The sequence below is a fragment of the Methanoculleus sp. UBA208 genome (assembly GCF_002498065.1).
GTDB lineage: Archaea > Halobacteriota > Methanomicrobia > Methanomicrobiales > Methanoculleaceae > Methanoculleus.
Map to the genome: position 1 here is coordinate 1 of NZ_DAFZ01000099.1, position 20,334 is coordinate 20,334.

General features: G+C 62.7%; 21 protein-coding genes. 12 read left to right on the plus strand and 9 right to left on the minus strand.

From position 1 onward, the window contains the following. Positions 1 to 666 (minus strand): AEC family transporter (locus BRA62_RS10425; protein WP_292366506.1); only part of this gene is annotated, 666 nt, incomplete at its 3' end. Positions 667 to 1,542: 876 nt separating this feature from the next. Between BRA62_RS10425 and BRA62_RS10430 the strand changes: the two genes are divergently transcribed. Then, positions 1,543 to 2,391: a hypothetical protein gene (locus tag BRA62_RS10430; RefSeq protein ID WP_292366507.1), complete on the plus strand. Its 849-nt coding sequence runs from the start codon at positions 1,543 to 1,545 to the stop codon at positions 2,389 to 2,391. Positions 2,392 to 2,465: 74 nt separating this feature from the next. On the opposite strand, the gene BRA62_RS10435 is transcribed toward BRA62_RS10430, so the two are convergent. The 4 genes from BRA62_RS10435 to BRA62_RS10450 all read right to left on the minus strand — a co-directional run bounded on the left by BRA62_RS10435 (position 2,466) and on the right by BRA62_RS10450 (position 5,369). Continuing rightward, positions 2,466 to 2,939, minus strand: a complete 474-nt coding sequence (locus BRA62_RS10435; protein ID WP_292366508.1) for an ArsR/SmtB family transcription factor — start codon at positions 2,937 to 2,939, stop codon at positions 2,466 to 2,468. A gap of 103 nt (positions 2,940 to 3,042) precedes the next feature. Then, positions 3,043 to 3,858: a hypothetical protein gene (locus BRA62_RS10440; RefSeq protein WP_292366509.1), complete on the minus strand. Its 816-nt coding sequence runs from the start codon at positions 3,856 to 3,858 to the stop codon at positions 3,043 to 3,045. 26 nt (positions 3,859 to 3,884) lie between these two features. Next, positions 3,885 to 4,661, minus strand: coding sequence for a PepSY domain-containing protein (locus BRA62_RS10445; RefSeq protein WP_292366510.1), 777 nt, complete (start codon positions 4,659 to 4,661; stop codon positions 3,885 to 3,887). Between the two features lie 15 nt (positions 4,662 to 4,676). After that, positions 4,677 to 5,369 (minus strand): hypothetical protein, encoded by a 693-nt coding sequence (locus tag BRA62_RS10450; RefSeq protein ID WP_292366511.1) that lies wholly within the window; start codon positions 5,367 to 5,369, stop codon positions 4,677 to 4,679. A 494-nt stretch (positions 5,370 to 5,863) separates the two neighbouring features. On the opposite strand from BRA62_RS10450, the gene BRA62_RS10455 reads away from it, so the two are divergent. The 10 genes from BRA62_RS10455 to argB all read left to right on the plus strand — a co-directional run bounded on the left by BRA62_RS10455 (position 5,864) and on the right by argB (position 13,825). Next, a complete protein-coding gene (locus BRA62_RS10455) occupies positions 5,864 to 6,826 on the plus strand; it encodes a hypothetical protein (RefSeq protein WP_292366512.1) in 963 nt (320 codons plus the stop codon). Positions 6,827 to 6,893: 67 nt separating this feature from the next. Further along, complete coding sequence (locus BRA62_RS10460; RefSeq protein ID WP_292366513.1) at positions 6,894 to 7,277, plus strand: hypothetical protein; 384 nt, start codon at positions 6,894 to 6,896, stop codon at positions 7,275 to 7,277. 188 nt (positions 7,278 to 7,465) lie between these two features. Next, a complete protein-coding gene (locus tag BRA62_RS10465) occupies positions 7,466 to 8,272 on the plus strand; it encodes a hypothetical protein (protein ID WP_292366514.1) in 807 nt (268 codons plus the stop codon). A gap of 142 nt (positions 8,273 to 8,414) precedes the next feature. Beyond that, the gene (locus BRA62_RS10470) at positions 8,415 to 8,759 is read left to right on the plus strand and encodes a hypothetical protein (RefSeq protein WP_292366515.1); all 345 of its coding nucleotides are present in this window, start codon (positions 8,415 to 8,417) and stop codon (positions 8,757 to 8,759) included. A 5-nt stretch (positions 8,760 to 8,764) separates the two neighbouring features. Beyond that, positions 8,765 to 9,343, plus strand: a complete 579-nt coding sequence (locus BRA62_RS10475; RefSeq protein WP_292366516.1) for a hypothetical protein — start codon at positions 8,765 to 8,767, stop codon at positions 9,341 to 9,343. Between the two features lie 65 nt (positions 9,344 to 9,408). Continuing rightward, complete coding sequence (locus BRA62_RS10480; protein WP_292366517.1) at positions 9,409 to 10,314, plus strand: ADP-ribosylglycohydrolase family protein; 906 nt, start codon at positions 9,409 to 9,411, stop codon at positions 10,312 to 10,314. Positions 10,315 to 10,340: 26 nt separating this feature from the next. Next, a complete protein-coding gene (argC, locus tag BRA62_RS10485; protein ID WP_292366518.1) occupies positions 10,341 to 11,327 on the plus strand; it encodes an N-acetyl-gamma-glutamyl-phosphate reductase in 987 nt (328 codons plus the stop codon). 10 nt (positions 11,328 to 11,337) lie between these two features. Continuing rightward, positions 11,338 to 11,823, plus strand: coding sequence for a CBS domain-containing protein (locus BRA62_RS10490; RefSeq protein ID WP_292366519.1), 486 nt, complete (start codon positions 11,338 to 11,340; stop codon positions 11,821 to 11,823). After that, positions 11,820 to 12,959 (plus strand): bifunctional glutamate N-acetyltransferase/amino-acid acetyltransferase ArgJ, encoded by a 1,140-nt coding sequence (gene argJ / locus BRA62_RS10495; protein ID WP_292366520.1) that lies wholly within the window; start codon positions 11,820 to 11,822, stop codon positions 12,957 to 12,959. The genes BRA62_RS10490 and argJ overlap by 4 nt, the downstream gene beginning before the upstream one ends. Further along, a complete protein-coding gene (gene argB, locus BRA62_RS10500) occupies positions 12,956 to 13,825 on the plus strand; it encodes an acetylglutamate kinase (RefSeq protein ID WP_292366521.1) in 870 nt (289 codons plus the stop codon). The genes argJ and argB overlap by 4 nt, the downstream gene beginning before the upstream one ends. A 9-nt stretch (positions 13,826 to 13,834) precedes the next feature. On the opposite strand, the gene BRA62_RS10505 is transcribed toward argB, so the two are convergent. Continuing rightward, positions 13,835 to 14,119: a chorismate mutase gene (locus tag BRA62_RS10505; protein WP_292366522.1), complete on the minus strand. Its 285-nt coding sequence runs from the start codon at positions 14,117 to 14,119 to the stop codon at positions 13,835 to 13,837. A 93-nt stretch (positions 14,120 to 14,212) separates the two neighbouring features. Between BRA62_RS10505 and BRA62_RS10510 the strand changes: the two genes are divergently transcribed. After that, the gene (locus BRA62_RS10510; protein WP_292366537.1) at positions 14,213 to 14,797 is read left to right on the plus strand and encodes a site-2 protease family protein; all 585 of its coding nucleotides are present in this window, start codon (positions 14,213 to 14,215) and stop codon (positions 14,795 to 14,797) included. A gap of 15 nt (positions 14,798 to 14,812) precedes the next feature. On the opposite strand, the gene BRA62_RS10515 is transcribed toward BRA62_RS10510, so the two are convergent. The 3 genes from BRA62_RS10515 to BRA62_RS10525 all read right to left on the minus strand — a co-directional run bounded on the left by BRA62_RS10515 (position 14,813) and on the right by BRA62_RS10525 (position 20,295). Then, positions 14,813 to 18,874 carry a PAS domain S-box protein gene (locus BRA62_RS10515; RefSeq protein WP_292366523.1) on the minus strand — a complete coding sequence of 1,354 codons (4,062 nt, stop codon included), beginning with the start codon at positions 18,872 to 18,874 and terminating at the stop codon, positions 14,813 to 14,815. Positions 18,875 to 19,078: 204 nt separating this feature from the next. Then, the gene (locus BRA62_RS10520; RefSeq protein WP_292366524.1) at positions 19,079 to 19,687 is read right to left on the minus strand and encodes a flavodoxin family protein; all 609 of its coding nucleotides are present in this window, start codon (positions 19,685 to 19,687) and stop codon (positions 19,079 to 19,081) included. Then, entirely contained in the window at positions 19,684 to 20,295 is a 612-nt protein-coding gene (locus BRA62_RS10525) for a flavodoxin family protein (RefSeq protein ID WP_292366525.1), read from the minus strand. The genes BRA62_RS10520 and BRA62_RS10525 overlap by 4 nt, the downstream gene beginning before the upstream one ends. Positions 20,296 to 20,334: the final 39 nt, after the last annotated feature.

Consider the following 20,334-nt stretch of genomic DNA (forward strand, 5'->3'; position numbering starts at 1 on the left):
CTCCCGGGCCGGGAACGTCGCGACCATCGCCCCGACGATGATCATCGCAAGCGGCGTGGTCACCCCGCCGAGGAGCTCGATCGAGTCGATGAACGGCCCCGGGATCTCCACCGAGCCGAGAAAGAGGGCGAATCCGACGACGGAGGCCGCGATCCCGGGGTTCGCGAGGAGTCGCGGGTCGAACCCCTTCCCCCTCCCCTCGGTGAGCATCGCGATCCCGACCGAGAAGACGAGGACGTTGAAGAAGAGATTGAAGATAGCGACGTAAAAAAGCGATTCTTCCCCGAAGAGCGTCAGGGCGACCGGGAACCCCATGAACCCCACGTTCCCGAAGACGATGGCGAACTGGAGGACCCCTTCCTCCGCGGCCGGGACCCGCATGGCTTTGGAGACCGCCCAGGCGAGGGCGAACGAGAAGACGTAGAGCATCCCGGTCGCGAGGACCAGGATCTCGGCGCCGGCAAGGCGTTCGGGGGTGAAGGGCACCTGCATCGAGGCGACGATCAGCGCCGGGATGGTGATGTTGATGAGGAGCCCCGAGAGCCCCCGGGTGGCCCGGGGGTCCACGATCTTTGCGGAGACGGCGACGTAGCCTGCGGCGATCAGGAGCACCAGGATGAAGATCTGGTCTGCGACTATCAGGAAATCCGTGATCGCGCCGTTCATGAGGGCTCCGCTCCGTCCGGTTCATCAAGGTGGGTGCCGGTACCTCTTTACAGATCCGGGGTCCAAAGGGTGCAAGAAAGCCCCCGGCTTGAGCCGTGGGGATGAATTGCACCCCCTGGTAAGAATACTTTCACCGCGCACGGGGTACCCTATACCCTGAAGTTGTCCTAAAACGCTGTTACCGGGAGGGGGACACCCCCTCCCGGTCCCTCCCCCCGCGTGACGATAGCCAATGGGAAGCCGTTTCACCCTCCTGGGTCAGGATGTGGCTCAGATGGTGGATGCCTGAGGAGTAAGGGCTCCGATGAGAGTATACCGAAGGTCCGGAGATCGTTTTGGGACGACCACCCTGATAAGTGTCCATGGACGCATGGAGTCTGCAATGAGACACGTCACCCGGTATCGAGTATACCCATCGCACGCTGTTGAGCAACGGCTGCTCACCGGCTTTGCGAGGTGCACCTTTGTCCGGAACTGGCCTATGACGCTGTGCTCAAAGACAGAGCGGTTGTAACCATGCATGAATTGGGACATGCTTTTGATGCGGCTCATGAATATGCACCATATCAGACAGAGACCTATAACAGAGCGTATGAATTTTATGAGCATAATCAGTACTGGCAGACTGTTATGTGGGGCTGTTTCATGAAAAGCGCCTGGCTGCAATTTTCGGCAAACGATGGCTTTTATGGCGATGCCAACCATGATAACTCGCGGAGAATTACTGAAACGAAGGGTGTTGTCGCATCCTATTGTTGAGGTCGGGAATCAACTTCCCCTGTTGGTGGTGAGTACAGGTGCCGGCAATAGTTCCCGAAAGGGGTGGAGCGGGCTTGCCCCTCACCCCTCAGAACAGATCGCATGTGGTTTGCTGAAATGATCCAGAAAAATCCCCTGCTCCCGGCTCTGCTTCTGGTTGGCGTGGCTACAGTGCTGGCGGCAGGTTTTGCGGTTTTCGGACCCGGCACGGAGGTCGCCGGTACCACAACCCCACAGGAGAGGGCCCTGGTCCATATCGACTCTTTCACGGAGAAGAGGGACGCCTTGGCCCGGGACCCCGGCGACCTCGGGATCCCGTCGTCAGTCCGGCGGTACGACCTCGCTGTCTACGATACGCAGGCAATCCGGGACCGCCTGCTCCGCGGCGAACCGCTGACCGTGTACATCGCCGGGCAACCCTATGCGGCGGACCTACAGGAGTCGTTGCACGACCCCGAATCCCGCAGTGTGGGGAGGCGTTCCTTCACCGGCACGCTTGCCGGGGGCGGCGAGGCGCTTCTGACCGTCAGCGACAGCGTTTTTCTCGCCCGGTTCAGGATCGGCGGCGTCGAGTACTACGTGGAGAGCACGGGACAACACGATACCGTATTCCCGGAGAGGATTCTCCACTACGTCTACTCTTCCGCCGACGTCGTACCGGAGGGCCCGCCCGCGATGCTGAGCGGCTGCTTCCTCACGCTGTACAACATCAGCAACGGGGAGCTGGAAGATTCCGGATACCCTGCAAACTGGACTGAGGCCGACTTCAGAAACGCCGGCTACGAGATCGCCCGGCTCACCGATGCCGATCTCGCCGAACTCCCCACAGTGAACGAAACCCTCCACAGCGGCGGCCTGGAGGTGCCGCTATCCGAAGACGAGGCGGTGCGTATCGCAAAGAGTTACCGGGGGAAGATCGTGGAGTATCGTGGGAGTTACTATCTGATCGACTTCATTGTAAGTTAGGCAGTACCGGAGGTGCGGCAGGGGATTCCGGCCCCACGGCCCGGGAGAAGGCGTCTGTGCGACTGGGAGAGAAACTACTCCGGTATAGAGGGGTTTCCTCGCCGGCACCGCACCGCAAGGCACCAGAGCACGACCGTCACACCGAGGAGCGCCTCGCCCACGTAGAGAATGAGGGGTTCCCGGACGACGCTCCCCCCCTGGACGGCGAAACCGCGGAGATACGATGTCACGCAGAGCAATCCGGCCGTCATGGCAACGAGGGACGTACCGAGGATGATGATGATCCGGTGATCTCTCCCCGGATGAAGGATCCGCCGCCCCTTCTTCGTCAGGGCGTAGTCCCGCCATTTCCGGGCATTCTCGTGAGTCACGAGATCCGCGTCGGCGAGAACACTGAGATGCTCATGAACGGTCGACCTTGCAAGACCGAGCCCGTCGGCGAGCTCGCTCATCGTCATGGGCCGGGTATCGAGCGATTTGAGGATAGCGACCCGGACGTCCGAGGATAGCGCAGCGATATCGCCCCGGTCGATTGTGACTTTTTCCATGGTCTGCCCCGAAATGATCTGATATTCTTCTGCCGGTAGGGAAAAGCGTTCCGGAACGGTCCCGGGCTCCGGTAAGGCCGAAAAAAGGGTGTGTCGTTCCCCGTCACTCCGCCCGGATAGTCGGCGGCGGGACCGGTTTAGGTGCATCTCTCCCCGCTACGACGAAAGTCGCCGATCCCCTGGGGGGGCGGGCCGTGTTGAGGTTGGGGTCAGGGGTAGAGCCGGGGGCGATCTCCTCTTTCCAGGAGACGTTGGAACCCGGTATGGTGACGGTCGCCCGCCGGAAGTCGAAGTCGATCGGTGTGCGGTTCGGGGTCGTGAAGGTGTCCGGGGCGGCAAGACCGATCGTCAGGTAGAGGAGTTCCTCCGGGCCGGGCCGCGGGAGGTCCGCCGTCACCCGCACTTCGCGCCACTCCCCGGCGGCGAGGTCGTTGATAGGCAGCGTGGTCGTGGCGCCGGGGAGGACATCGCCCTCCGGCGACCCCGTGGTGGCGTTCAGGCGCTCAACTCCCGTCGTCACGGCAAGATCAGCCCGGGCGCAGTCTTCACCAGCGAGGTTCCGGACGAAGAAGTCGAGGCTGATTTTACCGTCCTCGATCGCGATATCGGGGGTGTACCGGATATCCTCCGGATGCGCCGGGTCGAGGCTGTAGCGGTCATCGAGGGAGATGGTCCGGTTCCAGGCGGCGGCGTTTTGCAGGCGCCAGGTCTCGTTCATCCCGTCGTAGACGATCACCGGGCTCTCGTAGGGATCGCGGTACTCGAACCCCGGTCCGAACGGCAGTATCCAGTCCACCCGCTTGAGCGGTTCCTGCACGTGCTGGTGCCCAGGGGGAAAGGCCGCAAGTATGGCGAGGTTTGCCGCAGCAAGGATGAGAACGGCGCCGATACCGAGCCATACCCACGTCTTCGAGTGCATTGTATCACATTAGGAAAAGAGGTGATTTAGAGGTATGGACTCACCATCAGCACTTCTCCGGTCTGTGCGTCGATGATGACGAGCCCTCCCTGGAGGACATGATCCACAGGCTCGCCTCTTATCGTAATCACCCATGTCAGCGTCTGTGCGTCCGGTCGGGTGTACTCAACGGAGAGGTCGGCCGTTGCATTGGTCACCCGGATTCCCGGGAACTGCCCGGCTGCGATCTTCAGCGCCTCGTCCCGGGAAAGTTTCGGTTCAAGCGAGCATTCGATCTCCCGCTGGATCCCGAGGTACGAGATGATCTCGCCGGTGCTCGGGTTAAGGTTCACGACGACTGTGTTCGGCGTGAGGACACCGCTGATCTCTTCTCTCCAGATGTACGAATACTCGCTGCCCGCATCGCCGTGAGAAACCAGGTCCGATCTGGTAAGCCGCATGTTCTTCTTCCCAAAGCCGCTGTACTTCTCTTCGGCGTAGGCCCTTGCCGTTGCTTCGGCTGCGGCCCGATCCAGCCGGACATCGCGGGAATCCTTCCGTGCGGAGTCGAACGTGGCACGTTCGACCGCCCCGGTCCGGGCGTTGACGTAAATCTGTCCGTCTCCGGTACCAAAGACATAGTACTCTCCCAGATTCAGGCGTTCGGTCTTCTGGTACTGGACGGTTGCGTCGGGTGCGTTAAGAAAGTCCTGTGCTCTTTCTTTCGCAGTATCCACCCCGATCGGAGCGCTGGCGCCGGCCGCCGACACGACCGAGACCGCGACGACGAGGCATAGCATTGCAACAATGTGTATCCGTTTCATGATTGAATCACCTCATTAATAGACTCCGTAGCGAGCGGGAGTGAGACAACTGTTGTAACTGCCGGAGATCTCGTAGGTGTCCACTCCGTGGTAACCGAACGGCCAGTGCAAGTAGCAGTCGTCCTTTGCATTGCTTGCGGCGCTTGCAACGGTCTCCCCGTTTCGCAACCGGTCCCAGAAGCTCCCGGACCAGCACTTTCCGTTTTCGACCTCGACCTCGCCGTCGAACCCCAGGCAGATGTCTGCGCCTTTGTTCATGGTCTGCTGGAGAAGATCTCCGTTGTAAGGGTTGTAGTGGGACGTATGGCAGGCGAGGTAGACCGCGAGCAGGACATCCCTGATGTCGGTCCCGTAATCAGATATGTAATACTGGTAGTTTCCCGGGTAGTGGCCGTCGGTGTCGGCAAGTATCCAGGATTCCGAGGAGAACTTTATCCCACCGCCTTTATGCGAGTCGTCGTAGTAGAGGCCGTGACCGTTGAAGAAGAATACAGCGTCCGACCTGAACTGACTGTAAGCCGTCGACGCATGTGCATTCGTGGACGACGAGCTGGAGTAGTATATCGCAGCCTGATCCACCCGTGTGTCGTAGGCTGTCGGCGTCGTATCCGAACAGTCATAGTTGTGCGTGAGTGGTGCGGCGCTGGCGGCAGCAGGCAGAGCCGCGAGCAGGAAGAGTGCTGCCAGCATGAATAACCATCGTTTCATAAGTATCCCTCAAGGAGCGTCCGGGCGTCCCTGCACCCGGAACTAAACCCGAATTCGAGGGGGAATCTTATAAAGCCCGCTGTCGTCGTTCGGTTCTGGCCGAACAAATCTTAAACTTTGCGATCTGCTGCATGGTGGATGGGTAAAGGTGCGGCTGTCCGGGACTGTGGAGTGTCGGCGGGTCCTGCCTCCAGGGGCAGGGATTATTGTCCTGCCATAAGAAGGTTTATCGTGCGTTCGGTTCCAGCCGAACGATGCCTGCTGATTTTATATGCTCTAACGACCCAGAATCGCATCGGGTGCCGCATGCGGTACCCGTTTGTGTGCGGGGGTCGCCCATCCCCAGGTCTGACGCCCCGGATGAAGAACCCCGCGTGCCCGGAGGCAATGGGATGTACGCGTTCTCCGTACTTAAACGTGTGTCTCTCCTGCCTCCGGGGAGAAAACTGGAGGAAAAACACATGAACGGAAAAGTTGGAGTTTGAGCAGTCTCCGTGCTTCTGGCGATGCTGCTGGTGAGTGCGGTAGTTGCAGTGCCTGGAGCGGCCGAACAGTATGAATCTGCCGATCCAGTAGTTATCCGAGAATGCCTGCCTGCAAAAGAAGAAGTAGAGAAGCTCAATGAGTTTGAAAGCCCTGTAGCGATACTTATCGACGAATTGAAGTCTAAAAACTATACAACTGAGGACATTACGAGAGAACTGGCGAAACAGGGTTATGGTTGGGATCCCAAAACCGGAGCTTGCTGGAAGGGGACGCCTCCTTCAGCTGAAGAAATGAAAATCATTCAGAAAATTCGTGGTTCAGACTACTCACCATTTGATGCCGAAGTAGGTACGAGAGCACTTGAACAGGCCCTCCAGATGATGTACGTCACAAATAACAACGTATACAGGGGAATCAACACATATATGAAGCCAAGCCAGATGATCGTCGAACAAGAAGGGACGTATCAACATGTGATTACGACACATGTTGGAAGGAAGCCGAATCCCTCGACCGAATGCTGGACCGAAGTGGGTGTTGCAAGGTCTGTCCCGGATAACGTGAAACAGCGCTTTACGTACGATAATGATGAAGGTGGGTGGCAGTTCCACGGCGAAACCGATTCGTCAACCTACAGGAACTACATCATCTACGTAACCGACACATATGAAAGCAGTGGTTACCTGTACCATATCTGGATCGATGGAGAGTGGGTGCGGAGCGGGCACCTGGCGTTCAGAGAAAACGATGTTAACTATGCCAATGAGATCTGGTCGGACGAGAGTGTTCCTGCCTGGACCGACGACTCAGGTATTGCGGTTTATCAAGACGGTTTCCTCTATCAGGGGAATGGTGCGGTGTGGTGGAACGCGGAAGTTCCCACGCAGTGGTTCAGTTCTCCTGTTCCCTGTCCGATACGAGAATCCCACAGCATAGTAGGAAACGCATGGAAGTACTTTACCTGGATCTGATATGACAGAACGGTTGTTCGTAACAGGAGTGATCATTCTCATTTTTGCAACACTTTTATCCGGCTGCATGGAGACGGAGGACGGACCTGCGGCCCCTCCCGAACTTTCGGAGGACGAGAAAGCGGAAGCGGTTCGAATTGCCCTGGAGAACACCACCGTGAGGGAGTATCTCTCTGGAGAATACGAGATCCGGGATGTGTACTACGATACACTGACAGGCGCCTCCGGGGGCGTGGAACGGTCGGAACGGTTGCCCGTTGTCAGCATAGATACCAAAGACGTGCGTCTCTGGGTCTTCGTGGACCTGGAGAAGGAGGCGGTAGTTGCCGTCACAAAGAGTTACAAACGTACTCCCGTCATCGTCCCTCCGGCAACGCAGCCGGGATCGACGCCACCCGTGGCCGAAGCGCCCACGGTGCCGGTCCCCACGCCCACCGGGACGCACCCGTAGGGAGTCGTGTTCTTACCGGACGGAGGGGACACAATCGAACCCTGATCCGGTTTGGCCCGGGTTCCCGGCGCATTGCGACCGGGTCCGGGTCGGAGATCGAGCGAGCAGGCCCGACGCGTAGACGCGCGCCACAGAAATCGTTTATAGAAGAATGCTGAGATCCCTCTCAACCAATGAGGTGACCGGGTATGCGGGTAATCAAAATACTCCTGATATTGGCGCTCCTCCTCCCGGCGGGCTCCGCCGGGGGCACCACGAACTGGCTCGATACCTTCGACGAGTGGGCCGGGCCCCGGGACATGTCGATGTACAATCCGGTCATTGAAACCCCGCAGAGGGTTCCGATCACCGAGGAGATCGCACGGCAACACCCCGGCCTGATCCTGCTCGATGAGAACGTGACGTTCCCCGACGCCGGATACGTGGTGGCACCGGGGATGCCGTCCGGCCCTACGACGCAGGTCGTCATGACCTATCCTGCGTACTTCAGCCCGGTGCCGACGGTCGGCGGGGCGAACCTCACAAACCTTCCCCCTCTCCGGGATTACGACCTCGTGACCGCCGATCCGGCGGCTTTCGTTGCCGACGCGGGTTCGGGCAGCCCGGTGACGCTCCGCCTCCCCGGCCGGGAGTTCGTGCTCGACCTCGAACCGGTGCCGGCCCCCGTCGCCGAAGGCGCCCGGGCCTTCGTCAGGAACGAGTCGGGCACGTTTGAAGTCGCCCTTCCTTCTACATGGCGTTTTGAGGGAACCGTCGCCGGCAAGCCCGGGAGTTTGGCCTCGTTCACCGTCGGCAGCGACGTGATCCTCGGGACGGTCCGGTGCGGCTCGACGTCGCTTGTCATTGGCCAGGCAGGGACGGTCGAGGTCGGCGGGGAGCAGAAGGTCGTGCACATCATTTACGACGAACGGGACATCATATCCGCATGCGGCCTGAGCAGGCTCATCAATCCTTCAGTGACCCTGATTGATGTTATGAGGGCGCTGCAGGCTTAGCGGCACAGGTGCCCCCGACGCACCTTGCCGGGCGACCCGACGTGTAGCTTCCCGGCACAGAAATGGTTTATAGAGGAACGTCGACGTCTCCACCGTGAATACCGGGATCGGTGTCCCGGGACGCGCCGGCAGGTGAAGACCGATGGAAGAAAGACGATTCATGAACGGTACCGGCCGGGGAGGGTTGATCTGCGTCGCCCTGCTGCTCTTCATCCTGGCCGGCAGCGGTGTGGCACATGCAGCCACGGATCCGGGTGAAGACGTGCGGTTCAACCCGATGAGCGGCGAAACCTCGCAGACCGGTGCCGAGGACACCCGGCAAACCGTGCTTGCCAAGCCCGCAGATACGGTGGCTTACGGCGGCGCCGAAAGTGCGTACAGCATCTTCTACAACCCCGTGCACCTTGGGTGCGCTCTCGGGGCCGTGATCGTCCTCGCGGTGGGCTACGTCCTCATCCGGAGATTCCGCGGGAAGGACGCGCCGTGAGTGTGATGTTCTTTCCGGCTATCGCCTTCGTCCTCGCGTGGCCTTTTGCTCTCATAGCCCTGATCGGGAGGCTGGAGGGCGAAAAGCGGCGCCCGGTGGTCTCGTTCGGGATAGGAATCGCTGCGATTGCGTCCGGCACGATCGGTACGATCTATGCCGGCGTCCCTGCGAGCCCGCTGGTATCCGGGATAATCCTGCTCTCGATTGTTACGGTCTCGGCATCCTCTGTCGCGACGGCGTATTTTCTGTTCGGGAACGCTGCTACGAACGGCAGAAGATTATGTGCTGCAGCCGGGTCGCTCTCCCAGCTGCCGTTCCTGATTGCCCTGTTCTTAGGCCCGGACAAACTGCCCGGCTCCGCACCGCCGATCTTCGCGGAGAAATTGCCCGTTCTCGGCATACTCTTCGACGCTCTTGCAGAAGCGATCGGGACGGCCGGGGTGTCCGGGTATGAGGGGTTCTTCTCGTTAGGGTTGCAGGCCGGGCTGTACCTGGAGGTATTCCTCGGTGCAGCGGTCATCTGCCTGATCGTGAGTATCGCGATGCGCAGTCTGGATGGGCATAAGACGGAGGACCGGAGATAAACCCGTTCTCCCCCGCGCGCAGAACAACAACCCTTAAGAGGAACCTTAAGAGAGATACTACTCAAATGCTCGATCAGTTCAAGGGCTGCCTTCTCGGGGCCGCCATCGGGGACGCGCTCGGCATGGCGCGGGAGAGCACGCCGCCCGACTTCCAGCGCCTCCACGAGGGCTACCGCCGTGCCTGGCGGGGGCACCCGAACGCCGGGCTGAAACCCGGGCAGTTCACCGACGACACCCAGATGATGCTCCTTGTCGCCGGGATGCTCGCCGACGGCACCTACTCGGAGAGTGCGTACGCTACCGCCCTTGCCCGGATGTACATGAACGAGGAGCTCCGGTTCCCCGACGGCGCCGTGGACGCCGCGTGCCGCCATCTCCTCCTCGCCGGCGGCAAGCCGGGCGGCGTCTCCTCCAACACCGCCGGCTGCACCGGCATCGCCGTCCCGTTCGGGCTTCTCTACGGCGATCCCGTCGACGTCACCGAACGGGTGGTCCAGGCCTGCAGCGTCACCCACACTCACCCGGCGGCGCATGCGGGAGCGGTCACCGTCGCGATGCTCGTCCACCACGCCGTCCGCGGCCGCTCCGACGCCCTCTCCCTTGCCGGGAAGCATGCCGCCCTCGAAGACGTCGCCCTCGGCAACAAGATCCGCGACGCCATGAATCTTGCAAAAGAGGGAATCAGCCTCGAAAGCGCTCTATCGGTGATAGGCAACGATGTCACCGTCTACCAGACCGTTCCGCTCGCGCTCTTCCTGATCAGCCGCATCAAAGACGTTACGGTCCTCCTCACCACCGCCGCGCACGTCGGGGGGAACACCGACACCATCGCGCTCATCTGCGGAGCCTACGCGGGCGCGACCTACGGGAAATCCGCCCTCCCGCCGGATCTCCTCGACGGGCTCGAGGGAAGAGACGAGATCGAGTCCCTGGCCGCCCGGCTCTACGAACGATACACCACAAAACCTTAAGATTCTATAAACGACACCTCTTTCTTATGGAAATTGCGATTATCGGCGCATCCGGATACACCGGCGGTGAGTTGATGCGGCTCCTGCTGCACCACCCGTCCGCGGATGTCGTCGCGGCAACATCCCGGAAACTGGACGGCACCCCCATCGCCTCGGTCCACCCCCACCTCCGGGGACTGACCGATCTCGCCTTCCGGAACACCGAAGCCGGCGATATCGATGCCGACTTCGCCTTCCTCGCCGTACCGCACACGGCGGCGATGAAGGTGGCCGGGACGCTGACGGAGCGGGGGATTAAGACCGTCGACCTCTCGGCCGACTACCGTCTCCCAAAAGATGTCTACGAGAAGACCTACGGCGTATCCCATACTGCCTACTTCGAGGCCCCCTACGGCCTGCCCGAGCTCCACCGGGACGAGATCAGGGGTACCTCCTTCGTCGCGAACCCGGGCTGCTTCCCGACCGGGGCGACGCTTGCGGCGGCACCGCTCGCGAAACTCGCCCACGCCATCATCTACGACTCAAAGACCGGGGTTTCGGGTGCGGGGAACACCCCGTCCGCGACCACCCACTACGGAAACGTCGGCGACAACTTCAGCGCCTACAAGTGGACGACCCACCGCCACCTCGCCGAGATGAAGCAGGAAGCCGCCCGGCTCGGTTCAACCGCCCGGTGCTACTTCACGCCCCACCTCCTCCCGGTGAACCGGGGCATCCTGACGACGGCCCATATCCTCCTCAACGAGCCGATGGGGCAGGACGAGGTCGAGGCTCTCTATAAGAAGTTCTACGCGAACGAGTTCTTCGTCCGCTACCAGAAACCGACCCTCGCGGCCGTCCGCGGGACGAACTTCTGCGACGTCGCCGTCGAGAGCGAGGGCGACCGGGTCGTCGCGGTCTCGGCGATCGACAACCTGGTCAAGGGCGCGAGCGGCCAGGCGATCCAGAACATGAACCTGATGTGCGGGTTTGCGGAAGACACCGGTCTGCGCACCGCCGGGATGCTCCCCTGAGGTGATGAAGATGAAGGTAAGAGATGTTATGACCCCGGACCCCGTGACCGTCCGGGTCGCTTCAACGGTGAGCGAGGCGGCGGGACTGCTCCGGAAGTACCACATCGGCGGGCTTCCCGTGATGGACGGCGACCGGGTGGCGGGTATCGTCACCGAGACGGACATCCTCTCGCTCCTCGATACCGGCGACCTCTCCGACGACCTCTGGCTCCCCTCGCCGATCGAGGTGATCGAGGTCCCGGTCAGGGAGTTTATCAACTGGGAGCGGACGAAGCGCGCGCTCACCGATATCGGCAACATGGAGGTGCGGCGGGTGATGAGCAGCCCGGTCATCGCCATCGACGAGGATTCGGATATTGCCGATGCGGCTTCCCTGATGCTCCGCGAGGGGATTGCACGCCTCCCGGTCCTCCGCGACGACAACCTGGTCGGGATCGTCACCCGGGCGGATATCGTTCACGGCCTCGGGGCGTCCGCCGGGGAGGAGAGAGCGTGAGGAGCATCTGTGCGGTCGAAGGCGTCACCGCCGCGGGGATCAGGGAAGGGAAATACGGGCTCGCCCTTATCCGGGCGAGCGGTACCGCGGCCGGGGTCTTTACGTCGAATAAGGTGCGGGCGGCCCCGGTCGAGGTGATGATGGAGCGGATGCGGAGAGGCACCCTCGACGCCGTCGTCGTCAACAGCGGGTGCGCGAACGCCTACACCGGCGAGCGGGGCTACCGCGACGCGGCGGAGATGTGCGAGATTGCGGGCGGAGCCCTTGGCCTTGACCCCGCATCGGTCGGCGTCGCGAGCACCGGGGTGATCGGGCGCTACCTCGATCTCCCCCGGATCCACGACCAGTGCGGCCGGGTCGCACCGCTCCTTGCCCGGAGCAGTGAAGCCGAGGATGCGGCGGCACGGGCGATCATGACGACCGACACCTTCCCAAAACACGCCCTATTCGAGACGGAGTCGTTCTCCGTCGGCGGGATCACCAAGGGAAGCGGGATGATCGCCCCGAACATGGGGACGATGCTCGCGTTCATCTACACGGACGCACAGGTCGAGGCCCCGGTCCTCCGCGATATCCTCCGCCAGGCGGCCAGGCGGTCGTTCAACCGGGTCGTCGTCGACGGCGACACGAGCACGAACGATGTCGCCTTCTGCACCGCGACCGGCGCCGCAGGCCGGGTGGACCGGGCCGAGCTCGCGAGGGCCGTCGAGGCCGTCTGCCGCGACCTTGCCGTCCAGATCGCCCGCGACGGCGAAGGGGCGACGAAACTCCTCGAGGTCACCGTCCGCGGCGCTCCCGACGAGGACGCCGCCGCCGCCGTGGCGCGGACGATCGTCGCCTCCCCGCTCGTCAAGACCGCCGTCTACGGCGAGGACCCGAACTGGGGCCGGGTAGTTGCCGCCGCAGGCAGAGCCGGTGTGGAGTTCGACCACTACGCGGTCTCGCTTTCGGTCGGAGGTACCCCGCTCGTCCTCCGCGGCGAGATCGTCGCCGATCTCGGGGCGGCGAATGCCGCGATGCGCGGTGCGACCGTCGCGTTCGACCTCGACCTTGCGGCAGGCGCGGGAAAGGCGACGGCGTGGGGGTGCGACCTCACCGAGAAGTACGTAGAGATCAACGGGAAGTATACGACATGAAACGAGAAGATGTGCTGATGGAGGCGCTCCCCTACATCCAGAAGTTTTACGGCAGGACGATCGTGATCAAGCTCGGCGGCCACGCGATGGTCGACCCGAGCATCCTCGAGACGGTGATCCGGGACGCCGTCCTTCTGCGCTATGTGGGGATGAAGGTCGTCCTGGTCCACGGCGGGGGGCCGGAGATCACCGCGAAGATGCAGGCGATGGGCAAAGAGCCCAAATTCGTCGGCGGCCTGCGGATCACCGATCCCGAGACGCTCGAGATCGCCCAGATGGTTCTCGTGGGAAAGATCAACGATGGAATCGTCTCCCTCATCGCCAACTGCGGCACCCGTGCGGTCGGGATCTCCGGCAACGACGGCAACCTCCTCATCGCCCGGAAGATGGAACCCCAGCGGGTGCAGGTCGGAGAGGTCATGCAGGAGGTGGATCTCGGCCAGGTCGGCGAGATCGAGGAGGTCGACCCCGAGGTGCTCCACTGCCTCCTTGCCCAGAACTACATCCCGGTGGTGGCCCCGATCGCCATCGACCGGCAGGGCCGGAGCCTGAACATCAACGCCGATACGGCGGCGGCCGAGATCGCGATTGCTTTAGGAGCGTTCAAACTGATCAACCTGACAGACGTCGACGGGGTGATGAACCCCGACCGGACCCTGGTTTACCACCGGCTGACGCTCCCCGAGGCGGAGGCGATGATCGGCGAAGGGATCATCGCCGGCGGGATGATCCCGAAACTCGAGGGGTGCATGAAAGCGGTCAGGAACGGTGTTGTAAGCGCCCACGTCCTGAACGGCAACCGGGAGCACAACCTGCTCCTCGAGCTCTTCACCGACCAGGGCGTCGGGACGATGCTTTCTCAATAACTTTTTTCTTCACGGAAGATTGCCGTCGCCGCTGCATTCCCGCTGCCGCTCTTCGTTCATCTCGATCAGGATCTCAAAGATCCTCCGCACGGCGACCGGGTCGATCCGGCTCTCGACGGCGTAGGTGAAGACCCGGTCGAGGACCACCCTGCGCTGCTCCTCGTCGCGGATGGGAAGACCGTTCTCCTGCTTGAAGCGGGCGATTCTCGTCGCCAGTCTCTGCCGCTCTGCAACCAGGTCGATGATCCGCTCGTCTATCTCCCGGACTCCGTTCCTGACGGCATCAAGGGACATACTAGATGATTGGCTCCGGCCGGGGAATAAACCTGATGGCCCGGCCTCCGTGAAGCGAAGGATATTATGATGCCGGGACAAACCTGGTACCGGATGCTCGAACGAATACCGCCACGCGAGCGCCGGGACCTCCTGATCGCGTGGCTTGCCATCTCGGTCGCCTTCACCCTGATCTATGTCCGGGGCGGGATAGACCTTACCGGGCTCGTCTTCTTCTTCGCGAGGTCCCTCGTCACGGTGGGAGTCGCCTTCGTCCTCCACGAGCTGGCGCACAAGTTCGCCGCCATGCGCTACGGCTACTGGGCCGAGTTCAAGAAAGATAACCAGATGCTCCTCGTCGCCGTGGTGCTGGCGGCACTCGTCGGGGTCGTCTTTGCGGCGCCGGGGGCGACCTACGTCTACGGGAACGCAACACGGACCGAGAACGGACGGATATCGGCGGCGGGCCCGATCACGAACCTGCTCCTCTGCATACCGTTTGCGGCCCTCGTGCTCTTCGGCGGCGGGCTCCTCGCCATCGTGGGCCTCGTCGGGCTCCGGATCAACGCAATGATCGCCACGTTCAACATGCTCCCGATCAGCGTTCTCGACGGGCGCAAGGTCCTCGCCTGGAACCCGGCCGTCTTTGCCGTGCTCATGGCCGCCTCCGCCGGGCTCCTCGTCTGGTCGCTCATCTGAGGCCCTCTCTTTTTTTCAGGCTTTCTTCAGGGTGAACCGGAACGCCGCGCCGCACTCCGGACGGCCCGGCACCCGGTCGTCCACCCGGATCCGGCCACCGTAACGCGTAACAAGCATCCGGGTGATGTAGAGCCCGAGCCCCTGGCCGCTTTTGCGGCTCCTGTTCTGCCCGAACCGCATGAATACGGCCTCTTTCATCCCGTCGGGAACCCCCGGCCCGGTATCTTCGACCGAGATCCGGACCTCACCATCCTGCTCCTCGACCCGGATCGCGATTGTGACGTCGGGCCCCCCGAACTTGACGGCGTTCCCGATGAGGTTCGTGAAAACCTCGGAGAGGAGCGGGTCTGCCATGACCGCGAGGTTCGTGCCCGCGTAGCGGATCCGGCTCCCGGAGAAGATCCCGATCTCGTCCCGGATCACCCTGTCAAGTTCTACCGGCACGAGCACGGCCGATTCGTGGTGGATACGGCGGATCGTCGAGACGTTTCTTAAGATCTCGACGCTCTTCCTGAGGCTGCTCCTGAGTTTCTCTGCGTAGCCTCTTACCTCCCCCTCGAGCATATCGACGAGGAGGTCGGTGTAGAGGCCCGAGACGTTCTCGGCGTTTCTGATATCGTGGCTGAGGATATCGAGGTAGAGGTTTGCCTCCCGTTCGGCCGTCTCCAGCTGCCGGATCAGCATGCTGCGCTCGACGGAGGTACCGACCTCCCTCCCGATGGCCGTAAGGAGGGAGCGGTCGGCGTCGGTGAACGGGCTGCCGCTCCCGGACGCCACGTTCAGGGCCCCGATGACTCTTCCGTGCGCCATGATCGGGACGCTGGCGCACGCGTGCGGTGTCCCCTCGCTCTCCCCCGGATAGCGGAGATCGGGGTAGTCGTCGAAGAAGCGGGGCTCCCCTGCCACCAGCACCTCCGCGTAGGGCCGTGCGGTGATGTCCGGGATGCACGGCTGCGGAGGGAAGTCTTCGGGAAGGCCCTGCACGCAGACGAGCCGCGCTCTCTGCCTCCCCGGCTCGATCAGGTAGATGCCGCCGCCGGAGAGATCGAGGAGGTCGAGGGTTGCCGCGAGCACCCTCTCCAGGGCTTCATCGATATCCGTTGCGGACGCCGATGCGCCGATGATCCGGTTTAGGACCCGGAGCTCGCGGTTATGGGCCTGGATCTTTGCCTCGGCCTGTTTCTGGCTGGTAATGTCGGTGAGTGAGGCCGTGATGCAGATGGGAACTCCTTCGCTGTTTCTGACCCGGTTTCCGGAGAACATGGTACAGAACACTGTTCCATCCCGCCTCCTGCCGATCCGCTCGCCGGTGTGCCTGCCGGTGCGGACGACTTTCTCAAACGTAGCCCGTGCCTCCTCCTCGTTCTGCCAGAGTTCCGTGACCCGCTTCCCGATCACCTCGGCGGGAGTTTCGTAGCCCCACATGGAGAGGAACGCCCGGTTGACGTAGGTCAGGCGGCCGTCGAGATCGGCGATGGTGAACGTGCTCGATGACGATGCTATCGCCATCTCCCGGACCCGTAGTTCCTGTTCGGCCTGCTTGCGTTCGGTGATGTCGATTCCCGAGCCCATCGTGCAGATCTGTCTGCCCGCTTCATCGGTGACGACGGAGAGGGCAAGCTGCATGGGGAAGGTCGATCCGTCTTTTCGCCGCGCTTTCACCTCCCCGGACCAGGCGCCGTTCCGGACGACCTCCTCTCTGATCCGGTTCATCTCTCCCGGGTCGGCCCAGAGCACCGAGATCGGCTGCCCGATGATCTCCTCCTGCTCCCACCCGTGCACGGCGAGGAAGGCACGGTTGACGTAGATGATCCTCATGTCGAGATCGGAAAGAGAGATGGCGTCGAGTGCCGACGCTATCGCCATATCCTTGACCCGCAGTTCGAGCTCGGCACGTTTCTGCTCGGTAATGTCGCGGATGGAGCAGAGCGTCCCGGTTCTCTGCCCGGAACCGTCGTTTAAGGTGCTGAGGGTCTCGTCGACGAACATGATCTCTCCATCCCTCTTCCGGTGGACGGTAACGCCGCGCCAGGCCCCGGATTCCCGGAGGGCATCCCGCGCCTCCCGTTCGTCGCCCGGGCCGATCCACTGGTAGGTGAAGAGTTCCGTCTCCAGCCGGCCGAGAGCCTCGCCCGAAGGAACGCCGTAGAGCCTTTCTGCGGCCCGGTTCGTGTAGGTGATCCGCCCTCCGGCATCGATCGCGATCACGGCGTCGTCCACCTGCGAGAGCACCCGGGCCTGGAAACGGAGCCGCTCTTCCGCCTGTTTCCGTTCGGTGACGTCGCGGCTGATCCCGAGCAGGCTCCGGACGGTGCCGTCGGCGTCAGTCATCGGAATGAGACGTGTCTCCAGCCAGACAACTCCACCGTCCACGGGCACCGGGGTCTCCTCGGTGAGGATCTCCCCTCCCGGTTCTGCTGCGGTCAGGAGCGCCGCGATCCACCTATCCGCGGTCTCGGATGGGAATATCTCCCCGATGTTCTTTCCCCGCAAGCTCTCCGGCTCCGCACCGACCAGAAGGCCGCCGGCACTGTTCACATAGAGGACATCCCCTTCCACGCCGACGAGGAAGATGACATCCGGCGCCAGTTCCGCCAGCGTCCGGTGGCGCTCCTCGCTCTCCCGGAGCGCCTGCGCCATGCGTCTCTCCTCGGTGATATCGACGGCGGTTGCGAGGATGCAGACCGGGCTCCCGGACTCGTCGGTGACGACGTTCGCGGTGATATGGGCGATAAACTCCGTTCCATCGGCCCTGCGGCCGATCAGTTCTCCGGTAGACCTGCCTCGCTCCGCGAACGTCGCAAGGACCTTCTCGACCTTCCCCGGGTCTACCCAGAACTCCGTGAGATGCCTTCCGAGGACCTCACCGGGATCGGTGACTCCGCCCATCGCAAGCAGCGCCCGGTTGACGTACGTGATGTAGCCGTTAAGGTCGGCGATGGCGATCGCGGCAAGCGACGACTCGATCGCCATCCCCCGGACCATGAGTTCTCTCTCGGCGCGCTTCCGTTCCGTGATGTCGGATTGCGTCCCCGCGATCCGGAGCGGCGTCCCGTCGCCGTCGCGCTCGACCACCCGGAGCCGGTCGAGCACGTAGACCCATTCTCCCGATGCGGACCTCATCCGAAACTCCATCGCGCAGCGGTCGCGCTCCCCGGTGGCCATCCCGGCGAGAACACCCTCCACGCGGCCGCGGTCCTCCGGGTGGACGAGCGAGAGGATCGCGGGGAGCGTGAGCAAGGATGCCCCCGGTTCGTAGCCGAGCATCGTGTAACCCCGCGGGCTGCAGAAGATCGTGCCGGTGCCGACGTCCCAGTCGATCAGCCCTTCGTTTGCCGCCGAGAGCGCGAGATTCAGCCGCTCTTCGCTCTCCTGCAGCGCCCGCTCCGCACGCCTCTGCTCGGTCACGTCGACGAGCGACATCACCGAGCGGGCCGTCCCCGGGATCAGGCCGATGGTGACCTCGACGGTGTGAAGGGTGCCGGAACAATCGATGAACATGAAGGAGTAGTTCTTCGGCGTGGCTGCGGGATCTCTCCGCCGGAGAGTATGGTATCCCATTAGCCGCCGGCGTTCGTCTTCGGAACCGATGAAATCGGTCAGCCGCTTTTTTCCGACGATCTCGGCGCGCGGGTACCCGGAGAGCCGCTCGAACTCGGTGTTCGCCACCGAGACGGTGCCGTCGCCCTCGATGAGGATCGTCGCCGTCCCGGTGTACTCGACGATCGCTTCATAATCCCTGCTGTCCGGGGCTTCCCGGAGCCGGAGCACCCACCCCTGCCCGGAAGGGGCCCGGGAGCCCGAGCAGCGATACCGCCGCTCTCCGCCCGGTCCCGGGAACCGGCACTCGAACTCCGGGATCCTGTCCCCGTCCGCAAGGTTGCTCATCGCCCCGAGCGCTTCGGCGATCTGTCCGGGTTCGCTCCCGGGCACTCCGAGCATCCGGCGGCAGGCCGTGTTCGCCCAGATTATGCCGGCGTCCTCGTCGACCACGAGAAATGCGTCTTCCATACCCTCGAGTATCCGGTAGTCCGGCTGCGCGCTGTAAATGCGGTCTGGAGGCTCGGTGTAGGTCACGTATAGGTCCTTCTGCGGTCCTGAAAAGCACCCTTAAAGTGCTTACAGAAGATGGAGGTTGTCGAAATATATTAATTTGTTCCGGTTTGTGAACCGACGGGAAAACTATTGTTCCGTGCAGCCGGGCCGGGGTAACGAGATCCCCGCCCGGAACGGCGATTCTGGAAATATTTTTTACTCCTCCGTCCCGGGGCCGGCCGGTAATCAGGTCTCCGCCTGCATCTTCCCAAGGAGGCCGACCACGTCCCGCCCTTTCCCCCGGCCCTCCGCGAGTGCGGTGGGGTGTCCCGCAATCCCGCCGTAGCGGTCCATGTCGTTTGCGATCACGTTGTCCCAGTACTCGAACCCGGTGGTGTTGAAGAAGGCGGTGAGCGCCGGAAACGCCGCATCGAAGACGTTCTCCCAGCCGAGTCCCGCGGTCGAGACGAAGATTCCCTTATGGCGGCGGATATGATCGGCCGTGTAATAGAGATCCTTTTTGATGAACTTGCGCGCCCAGAGATACTGGGCCCGGTCGATCAGCCCTTTCGCCTCCGCCGTGATCCCCATCGAGTAGATGGGGGACGCGACGACAAGGACGTCGGCGGAGGCGATCTTCTCAAACACCTCTGTGAGGTCGTCGCTGATGACGCAGACCCCTGTTTTGTGGCAGGCGTTGCACCCCCGGCACGGGGCGTAATCGAGCGGCCGGAGGACGACCTTCTTCACATCGGCTCCCGCCTCCCGGGCGCCCTCGAGCACGGCGTCGAGCAGCGTCTCGGTGTTCCCGTGCCGCCGGGGGCTGCCGGAGATGCCGAGGACTCTTATGGTCATGCCGCCCGGAGCTCCTGCAGTCGCGCGACGGTTTCTTTTGCCAGGATCTCTGCGTCGGCTCTCGCGGTGGGGTGGCGGTCGATCGCGCCTTTCTCGTCGACGCCGTTCACCATCAGGTACCTGAGATCCTTGTTTCCGATGTCGACGACGTGGAAGAAGCACTTCACCGACGGGATTGCCGCATCAAAGACGTAATCCCAGTTCTGCCCGGCGGTCGAAAGGAAGACGCCCATCCGTTTTCCTTTGCGCTCGGGCGGGACGACCGGGAGGCGGAGGACGTACTTCCGGGAGCGGAAGACCTGGGCCCGGTCGACCAGTGCCTTCGCCTGCGCGGCGAGCCCCATGCAGTAGATGGGCGAGGCGAGGACGATGCAGTCTGCCGCGACGATCCGGTCGTGGACGTAGTCCATGCAGTCCCGCTGGACGCACCGGTTGAGCGTCTCGCAGAGGTTGCACCCGCGGCAGGGCCTGATATCGACCTCGGGGACGACGATCTTCTCGACCGCCGCCCCCTCCCCCTCCATCGCCGCGAGCACCCAGTCGAGCAGGGTCTCGGAGTTGCCGTGGCGGCGGGGCGAGGTCGCAAACGCAAGGACGTCAAGGGTCATACAAGGAGTATTGTCCGGCCGGAGGCAAAAAACGTGCCG